The following is a 17093-nucleotide window of genomic DNA, read 5'->3' on the forward strand; positions in this document are numbered from 1 at the left end:
GTTAAAAAGCGGGGCGCTTGTGGCGGAAAAATTAAAAATTGAACCCTAAGAGGCAGTAGGCCCTCGCCAATATTTGAGTTTTCCCGATGAAAACTCAAACTTGTCGAGGGTGTCAAGGTAAATTACACCAACTGCCTCTAAGGGTTCGATTTATATTTTTCACGTCCTCAGCTTAACGCTTTTAAACAGACGGACACCGGCTTTGTTCTGCCTGTCCCAAACAAAAGAGTCATCTAAGTTACTACGATATGATTATTTTCCATTAGAGCTGTCAACGTCAGGGTACGAATTTTCATATTGATTGATGCTTCACATGGAAAATTCGATACGAGAAATGCCACAATCAGTACCTTTTAAATTCTCATTTTATTCCGGCGTGCCACTCCTGAAGTGACTTTATCTTGTTCTCTCCGTGCTCCTTCACATACTTTATTCCCTCAGCCGCAGCCTTTGCTGCCGCAACTGTAGTGATATAAGGGATCTTCGCCTTGATGGCAGATTTACGAAGATAACTGTCATCATGGATACTATCCTTTCCTATCGGCGAGTTGATGACGAGATCGATCTTTCCGTTGGTTATCAGATCCATGATATTTGGACGTCCTTCATAAAGCTTCTTTACTTTCTCAGCAGGTACTCCGGCTTCTGTAATAAGCTTATGAGTATTATCCGTAGCTACGATGCTGAAACCTGCCGCATGGTACATTTCCGCAACCTCTGCTGCATACTTATGATCTCTTGTATTCAATGAGATAAGGACTGTTCCTTCAAGCGGAAGCTCAGCTCTTGCACCCTCTTCTGCCTTGAAGAAAGCTTCACCTGTGGTTTCCGCAAGTCCCAGAACCTCTCCTGTAGAACGCATCTCAGGTCCAAGTATCGGGTCAACCTCCGGGAACATATTGAACGGGAATACCGCTTCCTTCACACCGTAATACGGTATATTCTTATCTGCAAGTGTCGGAACAGGAGATGGCCTTCCGGTAAGTTCCCCTGTGATAATGTCTACTGCAAGAGGCACCATGCTGATACCGCAAACCTTTGAAACCAGAGGTACGGTACGTGAAGCCCTCGGGTTTGCTTCGATGACATAAACCTTTCCGTCTTCTATCGCATACTGCATGTTCATAAGTCCCACAACATGCATTTCCTCAGCTATCTTTCTTGTGTACTCCTTGATGGTCTCAAGGTTCTCCTTCGGAATATGCCTTGAAGGAATGATGCAGGCAGAGTCGCCTGAGTGTATACCCGCAAGCTCAATATGCTCCATAACTGCCGGCACGTAAGCATGGGTTCCGTCGCTGATGGCATCAGCCTCACACTCCATTGCATTGTTGAGGAAACGATCAATAAGTATAGGTCTGTCAGGTGTTACTCCGATGGCAGCATTCATATAGTCTGTGAGAGTATCGTCATCATAAACCACTTCCATACCTCGACCGCCAAGGACGAAGGATGGACGAACCATAACAGGATATCCAATCTTATGAGCCACATCCAGTGCTTCCGATACCGTGGTTGCCATACCGGCTTCAGGCATAGGGATTCCCAGCTTATCCATCATCTTACGGAAGAGATCACGATCTTCTGCCAATGCTATAACCTCCGGACTGGTGCCGAGAATCTTTACACCGTTCTTCTCGAGACTTTCTGCAAGATTAAGCGGAGTCTGACCACCAAACTGAGCGATGACACCAACGGGCTTTTCCTTCTTATAAATACTCAAAACATCTTCAAGAGTGAGTGGTTCAAAATAAAGTTTATCTGATGTATCGTAATCTGTAGAAACTGTCTCAGGATTACAGTTAACGATTATTGTCTCGAAACCAAGCTTCTTAAGAGACTGAGCGGCATGTACACAACAGTAGTCGAATTCGATACCCTGACCGATACGGTTAGGACCTCCGCCAAGAATCATTACCTTCGGACGGGCAGCACTGGTATCGGTCTCACAATATCCTATCTTGGAGACGTCCTTTGAGCATCCACATCCCGTTGATTCAGCGCTTATAGAAACTGTATCACTGTCATCATTCAGCGAAATCACAGCATTATCATATGTGCTGTAATAATATGAGCTGTCTTCGGTTCCGCTGACATGCACGCTGTCCCAGCTTTCGGTAATTCCCAGAGTTTCGCGTCTGTTTCTGATATCATCCTCAGAAACCTCAAGTATCTTTGCAAGGTACTTGTCTGAGAAGCCATCCTGCTTTGCCTGAATGAGCATTTCATCCGAAGGAACCGCACCTTTGTTTTTGAGGAGTTCTTCCTCTTCCTCCACCAGTTCTTTCATTTCTTCAAGGAAATACTTCTTCACCTTTGTAAGTTCAAAGATCTCATCAACGGTTGCTCCCTTTCTGAGTGCTTCGTACATGATGAAATGTCTTTCACTTGATGGTGTGATAAGAAGTTTCAAAAGCTCTTCCTTTGAAAGTTCATTGAAATGCTTAACAAACCCCAGACCGAAACGATCCTTTTCAAGGGATCTGACAGCCTTCTGAAATGCTTCCTTATAGCTCTTTCCGATACTCATGACTTCGCCGACTGCACGCATCTGTGTGCCAAGCTTATCCTCGACACCCTTAAACTTCTCGAACGCCCAGCGTGCAAACTTGACTACCACATAATCTCCGTCCGGAACGTATTTATCAAGTGTTCCGTATTTACCACATGGCAGATCCTTTAATGTAAGTCCTGTCGCAAGCTTTGCTGATACAAGGGCAATAGGGAAACCGGTAGCCTTTGATGCAAGAGCCGAAGATCTCGATGTACGAGGATTTATTTCGATAACAACTATACGGTCTGAAACCGGATCATGGGCGAACTGAACATTGGTGCCTCCGATAACTCCGATATGCTCAACGATCTTGTACGCCTGTCTCTGAAGCTCATCCTGAAGTTCCTTTGAGATGGTAAGGAATGGCGCGGTACAGAAGGAATCCCCTGTGTGTATACCTACGGGATCAACATTTTCGATGAAACAGATGGTGATCATGTTGTTGTCCTTGTCGCGGACAACCTCAAGCTCCAGCTCTTCCCATCCGAGGATTGATTCTTCAACAAGTACCTGATGGATGAGGCTTGCCTGCAGGCCTCTGGCACATACAGTCTTAAGCTCATCTCTGTTGTAAACAAGACCGCCGCCGGCACCGCCCATTGTGTAGGCAGGACGGAGCACTACAGGATAAGAAAGCTGGTCCGCTATCGCCAATGCTTCGTCCACACTGTAGGCAACTTCACTTCTCGCCATCTGAACACCAAGGCTGTTCATTGTCTCCTTGAACTCGATACGGTCTTCTCCACGCTCGATGGCATCAACCTGAACGCCGATGACCTTGACACCGTACTTATCAAGAATGCCTTCCTTATAAAGTTCTGAGCAAAGATTGAGACCTGACTGACCACCAAGGTTCGGCAGCAATGCATCAGGGCGTTCCTTTGCGATAATCTGCTCCAAACGCCTTACATTCAGAGGCTCTATGTATGTGATATCCGCCATCTCGGGATCCGTCATGATGGTAGCAGGATTGGAATTAACCAGAACTATCTCATAGCCCAGGCTTCTCAGCGCCTTACAGGCCTGTGTTCCGGAATAGTCAAACTCACAGGCCTGGCCGATAACTATCGGGCCGGAACCTATGATTAGTATCTTATGAATATCTGTTCTCTGTGACATGCATAGTCCTCCGTATAAATAAACATTTATAAATGATTATAACATCATTTTGCATAAATATACTATTAATTTGAATTTTTATCAAAAAAGCATCGATGATAGGCCTCGCTCCTTATCATCGATGCTTACACTATTTCTTGTTTTCAATTCAGAAGACATTGTATACACCTTCCATACGATTGATAAACATATCAGTCAACTACAGGATATACTTTAATCCCAAAACATATCTGTTTCTGCTGTCACTTTTCCGCCACACTTTGGACATATAAGTTTTGTGAGATTCTCATCCTGCGGCACAACCTCCATTTTACAATCAGGGCATGGTTCATAAAATTGTATTTCCCCTCTTACTATGGAGGGAACACTTACAAATTTTTCACAGGAATTACATTTGCAAACGCGATATGCGAAACCATAGGGCGGAACAGGTGCGTCCTTAATCAAAGATTTGACCTTAGATGTGTATTGGGACTTGAAGCTTTTAATGACAACTTTTCGGTCAGAGGCCATCATCCCATACCCCTGATCCACTGTCCACTTCTCTCCACACTCATTGCATTTCAACGTATATCTGACGCCCATTTAGATTTATCATCTCCTTTATTGAAATATGTAGCAAGTGTCATAAAACCCGCCACTTTCTTTTTATGTTCTAACCAATTCTCTAATATGCTGCAATACAGGAATTCTGACGAACTCCAAGTATATTTTCTTCTATTTACCCGGGTTAATGAATTCACAGTGTATTAGAGTCACTGAGCCATAATAAAGTCCGGCTAATTAGCGACCATTTCCTCGGCCAAACCATCAAGTACAGACATTTAAACTGACTTCACATCATCCGAGTAATGACAAAACTCCCTGTGGTGACTGATTTGCCTGTGCAAGCATTGACTGTGCTGCCTGCATCATAATGTTGGACTTTGTATGTTTTGAAATGGACTTCGCCATGTCTGTATCACGGATCCTTGACTCAGCTGAAACCGTATTTTCATTTGAAACTTCAAGGTTATTCAAAGTATGCTCCAGGCGATTCTGCTTTGCGCCAAAATAGGCTCTTGTAAGAGATGTACTGTTTACGGCCTCCTGGAGTTTACCCATAGCATCATTGGCTCCCTGACGACTCAGGACATCCACATCCGACAGCCCAAGACCTTCACTTGACATATCAAACTTGAATATCTCTATGGTTTCCTCCGCCGAAGGCCCTATCTGCAATGTAACACTACTGTTTACATTTCCAAAAGCTGATGCATCCACACCAAGGACATTGAACGTAGAACCTGAATAATTGTTATAATAACTGTTGTTGCTAAGTGAAGAATTTAATCCTGATACAACACTTCCGCATCCGGTGCTGCCTGCTTCCTTCGAAACATTAACAAGGAAATTCACCAGATTATCACTTGAATTCCTGCCCGAAAAGTCGCTCATTATATCCGATTCGGTTCTACCGGTTGTGTCATAGATAGCCTGTTCCAATGTTTTTCCATTGTTAATGATCTCACCGAGAATATTGTTTATACCTGTTGCAATTTTCGAGGCATTTCCGGTGACACCAAGCGCTATGGAGCCATCCGATGCCGCGGAACCACTGGCAAGATAGCCGATATAGGCAGTCATCAATGCTCCGGTTCCGTAAACTTCACTTGTGGGTCCTCCATGGTTTCCCAAGGCATTCTTCACAGAGGCAACACGGGCTTCATCTGTTGATGCACTGTTCGCAGCAGATCTTACATCCAGATTCCATCCGGCGCTAAAAATTCCTCCTACCGCTTGAGCTGTGCCTTCTACAAACCACTGGTTATCGCCTTCTTTTAATTGAGCCATTCCACTTCCTGCATTTCTCAATGCAACACCCATGACTCCATGCATCATCTCATGAGCAAGAGTTGATTCATAGGTCGCGGTACTGTAGGAATCAATTTTTTGAAGATCCGCATTAACAACTATGTATCCCTTGCCGCCGGACATAGTTCCCCCGGCATTGGCGAGAGTAGTACCCGGCAGACTTTTTAATGTGATATTCACATCAGTATTTGGATATCCATTCCTTAGGGAACTGAATGTATTTAATATCGACTGACCTGTGTTACAAACTATATTTTTTACATCTTTCTTGGCCTGTTCGATTTCTTCATCACTTAGCACGGATGCCGTACTGTCAATATTGCCGGCTGCATGAAGTCCTTTCAGCATATGTACGCCGTTAAATTCCGTGGTTTCAGATATTCGGTCAATTTCTTTTTTCAGCTCCTGAAACTCCGCATCTATGTTCTTCCTGACATCATCTGTATAAGTATCATTAGCTGCCTGAGTGGCCAATGTTGTCCCTCGTTCAAGCATGGCATGAACTTCAGTTAGAGCACCATCTGCGATTTGAATCATGGAAATGCCGTCCTGTGCATTATTTTTGGCCTGATCAAGTCCATTGATCTTGTTTCTCATTGACTCAGAGATAGCAAGCCCTGCCGCATCATCTGCTGCACGGTTTATCTTATATCCGGATGAAAGTTCTCTTAGACTTTTGTCTAAGTCACTCTGATTCCGTCCGAAATTCCTGTATGCGTTTAAAGCCGATATGTTGTGCTGTATAATCATTACTACTCCTTGTAATCTGTAAATAGAACTTCCCTGTTCTATCGATACCGGTTAACCGATATCAAAAAAGTGCAAAATACCCCCTATTCTGTTTAGAGTGTTTATCGGCAAAGAATCTGAAATCCATAAGAGGTTTTTATTTTTTTCATTCCGAACGTTCTGCTTTCATTTCCTTCTTTCTCTGATACATAGCCTCATCTGCACGACGGAACACATCTTCTACGCTTTTATCTTTTTTCCTGTCAAAGTATGCTACACCGAATGCTGCAGAAAGTGCTTCCCACGGTTCAGCATTGTCTCCGGCCGCACATTCACTTAATGCCTTTTCAAAATTTTTAATGAGACAATCGGCATTAGCCAGATCTTTTTTCTGAAGGATGATGACGAACTCATCACCGCCTATCCTGTAAACCGGGGAATGAACAAATATATCACATACTACAGAACAGAAATTTTGTATGAGAATGTCCCCATATCTGTGACCATAGGTATCGTTAATCTTCTTAAGAAAATTAACATCCATCATGATAATTCCGAATTCATTGATAAGCTGTCCTTCTATCAGTTTATTTATCTGTTTTACTTTCTCATCGTAAGCGCGCTTATTTCTTAAACCTGTTAGAGAATCTGTGCTTGCCACTTCTTTCATATGGACAGTTTCTTTCTCTGCAGAGATAATCCTGAACATGTAGTCCTTCATATCTTCTGTCATCTGATTAATGGTATTGCTCAGGGATTCGACCTCATTGTGTATATTAAGGTCAGGTTTCTCAAATATAAGCTTGTCCGGAGAACTTACCTCCCTGCTTTTTTTAATATATCCGATAGCACTCTTTTCCAGCATCTCTATAGGATCCGTAATGTTTTTGGATGCCCAGGTGATGAAACCGACTATAAAGACAGCACCGGTAAGAATGATAAGGATAAGGTTGGTTAAAGTCCTATACAATATATCCTGAGACATCTGCGTCAGATCTATATCAACACCAAGAAGTGCATACAGCACCCCTGAGGAATCCCTAAGCGCATAATATCCGCAATAGGAATGCCCCCAGTATGTTTTACTTTCCATGAATACAATTTCTTTTTCGCCCATTATTCTATGGAGATCATCCACTTCCTCTTTAGTGTATTCGTCCTCTGTTATATCTCCAAGATATATATTTCCTTCTGTATCCTCATAACGGTCATAGTTGTTTTCCGCTGACACAACAATCAGAACATGGTTTCCACCATTCTCTCTTAAAGGTTTTATGACATAGAGATACTGCGGATCCAGATCTTCTTTGACATCATCCAGAAATACCATCATATCTTTATACTTTTGGCTTTCTGTTTTTGTTTCCATACATCTTTTCAAGTCATCATTATCAATATACCCGATGACATAATTGATGATTTGTCTTATATGATCCTGACTTTCTTTAATGAACAGATTTTTATAATTGAAATATATATTGATACCCAGTAAAAGGCAAAGTACAACCACAAAAGATATACATCCATACTGGATACTCCTTTTTAAAGGCCTGTTAATCCTTTTCTTTTCCATAAACATTCCCTTTTGCACAGAAATATTTATACGTCTAAAAGAATACCGTCATAAAATATCATTAATATAAATTTTCACGTTCCCTTTATCATAAAATTCGTTAGTGCATAACCTGTGGTCATAAGTTTAGAAACAATAAAAGAGACCGGCAAAATGTCGATCTCTCTGCTAAACAGGTATTTAAATCGTATTCATCACCACTTCATCGCATCAACAGCAGCTTTTTCAACCGCGATACCGTCTCTGTAATGCTTTGTAAATGTCTCAAAACCTTCCACATCCTCAGGATCCGGAGCCACTGTTGTTCCGGACTGGTCGGCAAATATCTCCTTTGCAAGGAAATCTCCCAATGTTCCTGCATCCTTTCCACGATGCATATAAAGAGCAAGAAGTGCCTCGCCCCATGGTCCGCCTTCGCTTGCAGTATCCATCACAGTAACAGGAGCATTAACCGCTGCTGCAAGATACTTCTGGGCAACGCCCTTTGTCTTGAAGAGTCCGCCATGACCGGTAATACTCTTAACCTCTACCTTCTCATCCTTCAGAAGGATATCGAGTCCAAGCTTTACAGCTCCAAGTGAAGTGTAGAGATGGGCTTTCATGAAGTTTGCAAGATTAAACTTACTGTCCGGTGTACGCGCAAACAGCGGTCTTCCTTCATTGAGATGTGTGATACCCTCTCCCGAGTAATATCCGTATGGCAGAAGTCCGCCGCAGTCCTTATCTCCATTTAAGGAATTGGTGTAAAGCTTTCCGTAAAGTTCACCCATGTCTACCGGATGACCCATAAGCTCAGAAAATTCCTTAAAGAGATTCACCCATGCATTAAGATCTGATGTTCCGTTATTGGCATGAGACATGGCAACAGGGTAACCGTCCGGTGTTGTAACCATGTCAATCTCGCGATAAAGTTTTGACAGCTTCTTATCCTGAGAAAGCACAAGCATGGCAAAGGTACTTGTTCCGGCTGAGACATTACCGGTACCGGGAGCTACTGAATTGGTAGCAACCATACCGGTTCCCGCATCGCCTTCAGGCGGACACAGAGGTACTCCAGCCTTTAAAGTTCCGGTTTTGTCAAGAAGCTTTGCGCCTTCTTCTGTTAATGTTCCAGCCTTTTCACCTGCCACAAGAACCTTTGGAAGAATATCCCGAAGTGTCCATGGATATCCCTTGTCCCTGATGAGAGCATCAAACTTCTCTGCCATCTCTTCATCGTAGTCAAGTTTCTCTGAATCTATAGGGAAGATTCCCGCTGCATCACCTATGCCGGTAACCTTCTCTCCTGTCAGCTCCCAATGTATAAAAGAATCAAGTGTTGTCACAAAAGAAAAATCCTTAACGAAATCTCTGTCTTCCAAAACCATCTGATAAATGTGAGCTATGGTCCAGCGTAGAGGGATGTTAAACTGAAATTCCTTTGTTAGCACATCTGCAGCCTTTTCGGTATTGCTGTTTCTCCAGGTCTCAAACGGGCTAAGAAGCCTGCCATCCTTATCAAAAGCAAGGATTCCGTGCATCATGGCACTGATACCAAGCGCACCATAGGTTTCGGGGACTATACCATACTGCTCTTTTACGCTCTTTACCAGGGAACTGTAGCATCCCCTTAGTCCTCCATGAATATCTTCCATTGTATAGGTCCAGATATCATTCACCAGCCGGTTCTCCCAATCATGGAAACCTGTGGCAAGTACATGTCCCTTATCATCTGTAAGAACCGCTTTAATTCTGGTGGAGCCAAACTCGATTCCCAGGGCGGTCTTACCCTCCTGTATATTTTCTTTTGCACCCATACTGTTGCCTTTCTTATGTCTCTTTTACTTGAATTGATCTGATCACAAAACAAAACTGTCCTTCATCAATATGAGTCTTTCCTCAGCTCTTCTGTCCGTAGTAGGCATTGGGTCCGTGCTTTCTCAGGAAATGTTTGTCGAGTATGTTCTGCGGTCCTCGCTGTACATTTGGATCAACGATTCTCGTGTATAAATCCATCTTGGCTACTTCTTCAAGAACCTTTGCATGGTAAACAGCTTCATTTACATCCTTACCAAATGCAAAAGGACCATGATTTCTGCACACAACTCCCGGTACATATACAGGATTCAGGTGACGCTCCGTAAAAGTCTCAATGATGACCTTTCCGGTATTGCCTTCATAGTCTTCCTGAATCTCTTCTGTGGTGAGAGCTCTTGTACACGGAACATCGCCATAGAAATAATCCGCATGTGTTGTTCCATAGAATGGTACATCCTGTCCTGCCTGTGCAAATGCAACAGCGTGTGGTGAATGTGTATGAACCACTCCACCGATCTCCGGAAATGCCTTATAAAGTTCAAGATGAGTTTTTGTATCTGAAGAAGGACTCAGCTCTCCCTCGATTTTATTGCCCTCAAGGTCCATGACAACCATGTCCTCCGGGCGAAGCTTTTCATAGGATACTCCGGATGGTTTGATGACAAAGAGCCCCTTCTCTCTGTCAATTCCGGAAACATTGCCCCAGGTGAATATCACAAGGCCAAGTTCCGGAAGCCTCATATTGGCCTGATATACTGATTCTTTTAATTCCTCTAACATTATCTCCCCTTCTCTCTATATCCCGGTTACCTGTTGACGAATGGCACGGATTTTCAAAGAAAGTTGATGCTTCGCTCGAAAATCCGGCCAGAGAAATGCTATCATCAGCGTTTCCCTATGATTAATTCCTTTCCCCCGCCGCATCAACACTGTTCCGCATCAGATCTTATTAATATCAGTGCTGTCGCACCGGAAAAACTGACGGTACGCGGATTAATCTTTGTTTCTTTTATCTTCTGTCTCCCAAATAAAGAAGATCTGCCTCGGTTGTATCTTCTCCGATAGTCACAAGCTCTGTTCCTGTGAGCTTTGCAAAAAGGGCAATGTCTTCTCTTGTAAGTGCTGTTGAGATAACGCTGTGATGTGCTCCTCCTGCATAGCACCATCCTTCGGTTCCTATACGGAAGTTTGGCTTATGACGGAACATAATTCGGGCAACAGGAAGCTTCGGCATAGGCTCTGCCTGCTTGACAAGCTCGATATCCGCACAAATGATACGGAAACGGTCTCCCATATCAACCATTGTCACCTGAATAGCATCTCCGGTAACTCCGTCAAATACAAGACGAGCCGGATCCTCCTTACCGCCTATACCAAGAGGATGTACCTGAATCTCCGGCTTTGTTGCTGCAAATGCAGGCGGTACCTCAAGCATATGAGATGCCAGTTCTACTTCCTGTCCCTCTGTAAGATCATAGGTGTAGTCCTCGATGAAGCCTGTTGCGCCTTTTCTGCTTTCCGACATCTTCATTAGAACAGCGGATAATGCCGAGATCTTGTAATCTCCCTCCGGTCCGAAACCAACACCCTTAGCCATGAGATTCTGTGCCGCGATACCAGGAAGCTGCTTAAGATTATGAAGATCCTGGAAGGTGTCTGCAAAAGCTCCGATTCCATTCTTATCAAGGAACTTATCGAGAGCCACTTCCATCTTTGCCTGCTCACGAACGGCCGAAACATTGTCTGTCTTCATGGTGTAGAGTTTTTCGTACTCTGCCATCTTCTCATCTACTTCACCGTCAGAAACATTTGCCATGATATCCACCAGGTCACCGATACCAAAGTAGTTACACTCCCAGCCGTAACGGATCTGTGACTCTACACGATCACCGTCTGTAACCGCTACTTCACGCATGTTGTTACCAAAGGAGGCAACACGGAGATGATGTGAATAGTCGATAGCCTTAGCAACCTCTGCAAACTGACGAATCTTTTTGAGTACGCTCTCATTCTTATAGTAGCCGGCCACAACCTCATGTGCGATTCCGAGACGGGCTACGATGAAACCATATTCACGATCGCCGTGAGCAGACTGGTTGAGGTTCATGAAGTCCATGTCGATACTGTCATAAGGAAGCTTTTCATTGTATTGTGTATGAAGATGCAACAGCGGCTTGCGAAGCTCCTGAAGTCCCTTGATCCACATCTTTGCAGGCGAAAAAGTATGCATCCATGTGATGACACCGATACAGTCATCGTCAGTTGAAGCTTTTCTCAAATCTTTGATACAGGTTTCTGAATCCACAACTGTGGGAAGAAGTTCAACCGAAACAAGCTCCTGTAATTTATCATCTAAAAATGCCGCCATCTCTGCTGCGTCCGCTGCAACCTGACGGAGACACTCCTCTCCGTAAAGGTCCTGGCTTCCTACTACAAAATATAATTTCTTCATAATTATTCCTTTCTTTCATTGATTACTTACTGCGGTTCTTTAGATAAGCAAACACACTCTGCAGGATGATAAAGAAGCAAAGAAGTGCTGCTGTTGCGATATTGGCCCAGCTTGAAAGAAGCTTACCGTTGGTATTTACAAGTGTTGTGATTGTTCCTGTGATCATCACACCAAAGAAGGATCCGATGACATTACCGACACCACCTGTGAGAAGGGTTCCACCGATAACCGATGAAGCGATGGCATCCATCTCAAATCCTGTAGCCTGCTGTACTGACCCTGACATTGTGTTCAGACAGTAGCAGATACCACCGATGGAGCAAAGGAATGATGAAAGAATATAAGCCTTCATCTTGATCTTACGTGTATCCAGTCCCATCATGGCTGCGGAAGTCTGGTTACCGCCAACTGCGTAGAGGGAACGTCCGAACTTGGTATACTTCAGCAGGAAGAATGTTGCTGCAACAACAAGAAGGGCTATGACTACTGAAATACGGATAAAAGGAACCTGAAGCTTTCCTTTTTTATTGATATATCCGAGAAATGCCGGAAGCTGTATCTTGAAATTTGCCCAGGTATAAAAAAGCTTATTTGTAGTTTCTGTAATAGAAATCTGATCAGTACAGATAACTGCGGTCATACCTCTCGCAAAGAACATTCCCGCCATGGTAATGATAAACGGCTGAATCTTCATATAACCGATGAGATATCCCTGAATCGCGCCGAATACAAGACCAATGATAAGAATCAGAATGATGAGCGGAATACACGGAAGATTCAGCTTCCCCATTCCGTATGCAAGGATCATACAGTCCATAGCCACAAGTGAACCTACGGAAATGTCAATGCCTCCACACAGCATGACACAGGTCATTCCGCTTGCCACACATATAAGTCCGGCATTTGTGATAAGCAGATTCAAAAATGTCTGAAGATGAGTAAATCCTTTGGCGCTGTAAACCATACAGCCGATGAGATACATTACGAAGAACAGGCAGATAGTGATCACCAAAAGCAGGGTATTGCCGTTCAGTCTGTCCAGTATTTTCTTATTCATTATGCGGCCTCCTTATTCTGAGTGATCTTTTCCTGTACGAGTTTTTTCGCTCTGCGTTCTGAAATGTATGCCTTAAATGCCGGTGCCTGAGCTGTTACGATGAGAATAACTATGACAGCTTTAACTACCGGTGCCTGATCAGTGGATACACCCATTGCCAGAAGTGTTACGGTGATTGCCTGAATTGTATAGGCGCCGATGATTGAACCTGCCATGTTGAAGCGTCCGCCGCCAAGTGAATTTCCACCGAGGGCAACTGCAAGAATAGAATCAAGTTCGTAGTTGAGACCGATGTTGTTGGAATCGGCTGAATAGATACGTGATGAAGCGACTATTCCCGCGATACCTGCACAGAGTCCGCAGATCAGGTAGCAGAAAAAGCAGATTCGGCTTGAACTGAGACCGGAGATTCTTGCAGCTCTCTTATTGATTCCGACTGACTGAATGTAAAGTCCCATCGCAGTTTTCTTCAGAAACAGCATTACGATGGAAACCACTATGACTGTAATGAATATCGCGGTAGGAACCGGACATCCCGGGATGAAATTACCGAAATACTTGTACGGCTCATAACGGATGTATGTGATCTGATTGTTGCAGAGAAGAAGTCCGATGGCTCTTGCTGCCGTAAAAAGAATCAGCGTTGCAACCATTGGCTGGATATTCAGCTTTGATACGAGGAAACCATTGAAAGCTCCGCAGCACATTGAAAGAGCAAGGCCAAAGAGGATACCGACTGCAAGCGGTACTGCAAGGGTTGTGGTACTGTTTACACCATATCCCGCAAGCATCATACAGGTTCCGCAGGCCGTAAGACTCATTACTGATCCGACAGAAATATCTGTTCCTGCCGATACCGCAACAACCAGTGTCTGTCCAACCGCAAGTATTGCGATCTCAGAACCACGGTTCAGGATGTCTATGATACGTCCATAAAGGACTCCATTCTGAATATTTATCGCAAAGAAATCCGGGCTCTTGACCAGATTGATCAAGAGTACCAGCATCATCATTGCAAACGGAAGGAAAAGCTGATTTTTTGTTAATGTCTTTGCTTTACCCATCATGATTTTTCACCTCCTGCAATCGCTCCCATGACAGCCTGCTGGGTCATTGCACCCTCTTCCGAAGAGATCTCTCCAACCTTCTGACCGTCACGCATTACGCACATTCTTGTACATGTACGGATCATTTCTTCGATTTCCGAGGAAATAAATACTACACTCATTCCCTGCTTCGCAAACTCAAGCACAAGTTTCTGGAATTCGGTTTTTGTTCCGATATCGATTCCTCTTGTAGGCTCATCAAGTATCAGGAAATCAGGATGTGTACACAGCCACCGTGCGAGGATCACCTTCTGCTGATTTCCACCGGACAGCTGATTGATCGGTGTCTCTCTCGAAGCAGTCTTGATCTGAAGCATCTTTATATATTCGTCAGCTATTCGAATCTGTTCCTTCAAAGGAATCGCCTTGAATACACCATATCTCGCCTGCAATGCAAGTATGATATTTTCACGTACACTGAGTTCTCCTATACATCCGTCAGCCTTTCTGTCGTCAGGAAGATATCCCATGCCTGCGCGGATAGAATCAATCGGGGATTTAGCCTTGAGTTCCTTTCCATGCATACTGAGCTTTCCACCTGTCGGCTTATCTGCTCCGTAAATGCAGCGAACCATTTCTGAACGTCCGGAACCGAGAAGTCCGGTAATACCTACAACCTCTCCCTTATGGATTTCAAAGTTAAATGGTTTGATGGTTCCCTTATGGCTGAGATTTTCTGCCTTTACCACAACCTCATCAGAGAAGTTGCTGTGACCTTCTGCCTTGATGGCGGCAAGATCGTCGAAATCCTTACCAAGCATGGCAGCTACAAGCTTTACACGAGGAAGTTCCTGTACGGAATAATCACCTACAAAAGTACCGTTTCTCATTACAGTTATACGGTCACAGACCGCATATACCTGCTCCAGGAAATGTGTTACAAAAAGGATTCCGACGCCTTTTTTCTTGAGATCTGTCATAAGCTTAAACAGCTTCTCAACTTCATTATCATCAAGAGAACTTGTAGGCTCATCAAGAATCAGAACCCGGCAATCCATATCTACAGCACGGGCAATTGCTATCATCTGCTGAATTGCCAGTGAATAATTTTCAAGTGTTTTGGTTACATCGATAGGAATCTGAAGATCATCCATGATCTTCTTCGCTTTCCTGTTCATTGTCTTCCAGTCTACTGTCCCAAGCTTTGTTTTCGGTTCACGACCTATGAAAAGATTTTCGGCAACGCTCAGATTCGGACAAAGGTTAACTTCCTGATATACAGTTGCAATGCCTATCTCCTGAGCATCCAGAGTTGAATGGTTGTAGATATTCCCCTCTACACCCTCCATATAAACTTCACCGGAATCACGCTCATAGACACCGGTAAGACATTTGATGATCGTTGATTTACCGGCACCGTTTTCTCCCATGAGTGCGTGAATTTCTCCCTTACGAAGAGTAAGCTGAGCATGATCCAGAGCCACAACACCCGGGAAGGTCTTGGTGATATTCCGCATTTCTATCAGTACGTTCTTATCCATTTTCCCATCCTCATTAACTTCATATTTAGCGAAATCTTTGTCTTATCTATAAAAGGGATGGCTCTTTCGAACCACCCCCGTCTGGCTTTCCCCGCACTTATGTGCGCAGCCTGTGAGCCGCACTGAGGCTGAAGTATTTAGATTGTATGATTTGAAAAATGCTTTGTAGAGCATTTTCTCACCCGAAGGTATTTGGAAACGCTGAGTTAATCAATGTTTCTTCAGATCCGATCAGTAAGCTGCATCAACTACTGCCTGATCAACTACTACAAGCGGCTCTGTAACTTCCTTACCGGAGTTGTTTGTATATGTGATATCTGTAAGCTTATCCTCAGCTACATACCAAGGCTCTGCCATGAATGTCTTCTGGTCTACAGTCTCACCTGCTTCAAGCTTCTTGATGATGTTGAGACAGTCAGGTCCCTGAAGAGGATTGCACTGGAAGTCTGCATTGATCTCACCTGCAAGAACCTTCTGAAGTCCTGCTGTACAAGCATCAAATGAAATAACGATTACATCACCGTCTACGCCGTAGGAAACGCCTGCTGCCTTCATTGCATCGATGGCACCGAATGCCTCATTATCGTTCTGGCATACAACTACGTTGAACTGTCCGTTGTAAGACTTAAGGTAAGACTCCATAACCTTCTGGCCGCCTTCCTGTGTGAAGTCACCGGTCTGCTCATCGATCTTGTTCCACTTCTCAGCTTCAACATACTTGTCAAATCCATCTGAACGTCCGATCTGTGCTGAAGAACCTGTTGTTCCCGAAATAACAAGAGCATTAACCTCTGAGATACCCTTATCAGCTACATAAGCCTTAAGCCATGCACCTGCTGCAAGTCCTTCGTTTGTAAACTCGGAACCAACCCATGATACATACTTGTCTGAATCATCGATGGTACGATCGATAACGATAACAGGGATACCTGCATCATCAGCTTCTGTAAGAACTGTGTCCCAACCTGTAGATACGATAGGATCGATAACGATGTAATCAACACCCTGCTGTATGAAGTTACGTACTGCTTCAAGCTGTGCGGCAGAATCATTGTCACAATCCACAAACTGAAGATCGATTCCGTTTTCCTTGCTGAGTGCGCTCTGTACGGAATTTGTTGATGCTGTACGCCAGTCTGACTCATGTCCAACCTGAGCGAATCCGACTGTTATTGTTTCTCCGTCGGCTGCTGCATCCTTTGCTGCCTCTGTAACCTCAGCTACTGCCTCAGCAGCTGTTGTCGCCTGTGTTTCTGCTGCCTTTGTCTCAGCAGGAGCCTGAGTTGCGGTAGGTGTTGATGATCCACATGCTGCAAGCATGGATGTTGCCATAGCGGCTGTTAACAGAATAGATAATGCTTTTCTCATAAA

The 17093-nt window shown here is 44.0% G+C and carries 11 protein-coding genes; all 11 read right to left on the reverse strand.

Features of this window, described 5'->3' with window-relative positions:
- Positions 1-361: 361 nt before the first annotated feature.
- Positions 362-3673: a carbamoyl-phosphate synthase large subunit gene (carB, locus tag BM294_RS05165; RefSeq protein WP_091205461.1), complete on the reverse strand. Its 3312-nt coding sequence runs from the start codon at positions 3671-3673 to the stop codon at positions 362-364.
- Positions 3674-3886: 213 nt separating this feature from the next.
- Positions 3887-4258, reverse strand: a complete 372-nt coding sequence (locus BM294_RS05170; RefSeq protein ID WP_091205463.1) for a hypothetical protein — start codon at positions 4256-4258, stop codon at positions 3887-3889.
- Positions 4259-4513: 255 nt separating this feature from the next.
- On the reverse strand, positions 4514-6277 hold the full coding sequence (locus BM294_RS16220) for a flagellinolysin (protein WP_091205465.1): 1764 nt from the start codon (positions 6275-6277) through the stop codon (positions 4514-4516).
- A gap of 145 nt (positions 6278-6422) precedes the next feature.
- The gene (locus BM294_RS05180; RefSeq protein ID WP_207648045.1) at positions 6423-7829 is read right to left on the reverse strand and encodes a GGDEF domain-containing protein; all 1407 of its coding nucleotides are present in this window, start codon (positions 7827-7829) and stop codon (positions 6423-6425) included.
- A 194-nt stretch (positions 7830-8023) separates the two neighbouring features.
- A complete protein-coding gene (locus tag BM294_RS05185; RefSeq protein ID WP_091205468.1) occupies positions 8024-9625 on the reverse strand; it encodes a xylulokinase in 1602 nt (533 codons plus the stop codon).
- A gap of 82 nt (positions 9626-9707) precedes the next feature.
- Positions 9708-10406 carry an L-ribulose-5-phosphate 4-epimerase gene (locus tag BM294_RS05190; RefSeq protein WP_091205469.1) on the reverse strand — a complete coding sequence of 233 codons (699 nt, stop codon included), beginning with the start codon at positions 10404-10406 and terminating at the stop codon, positions 9708-9710.
- A gap of 229 nt (positions 10407-10635) precedes the next feature.
- Complete coding sequence (gene araA / locus BM294_RS05195) at positions 10636-12078, reverse strand: L-arabinose isomerase (RefSeq protein WP_091205471.1); 1443 nt, start codon at positions 12076-12078, stop codon at positions 10636-10638.
- A 22-nt stretch (positions 12079-12100) separates the two neighbouring features.
- The gene (locus tag BM294_RS05200) at positions 12101-13138 is read right to left on the reverse strand and encodes an ABC transporter permease subunit (protein WP_442950774.1); all 1038 of its coding nucleotides are present in this window, start codon (positions 13136-13138) and stop codon (positions 12101-12103) included.
- A complete protein-coding gene (locus tag BM294_RS05205) occupies positions 13135-14202 on the reverse strand; it encodes an ABC transporter permease (protein ID WP_175494522.1) in 1068 nt (355 codons plus the stop codon). Before BM294_RS05205 ends, BM294_RS05200 begins: the two co-directional genes overlap by 4 nt.
- Positions 14199-15722: a sugar ABC transporter ATP-binding protein gene (locus tag BM294_RS05210; RefSeq protein WP_091205474.1), complete on the reverse strand. Its 1524-nt coding sequence runs from the start codon at positions 15720-15722 to the stop codon at positions 14199-14201. Before BM294_RS05210 ends, BM294_RS05205 begins: the two co-directional genes overlap by 4 nt.
- A 231-nt stretch (positions 15723-15953) precedes the next feature.
- Positions 15954-17090, reverse strand: coding sequence for an ABC transporter substrate-binding protein (locus BM294_RS05215; protein ID WP_091205476.1), 1137 nt, complete (start codon positions 17088-17090; stop codon positions 15954-15956).
- Positions 17091-17093 lie beyond the last annotated feature (3 nt).

It is taken from the genome of Oribacterium sp. WCC10, from assembly GCF_900113415.1.
Classification (GTDB): domain Bacteria; phylum Bacillota; class Clostridia; order Lachnospirales; family Lachnospiraceae; genus Oribacterium.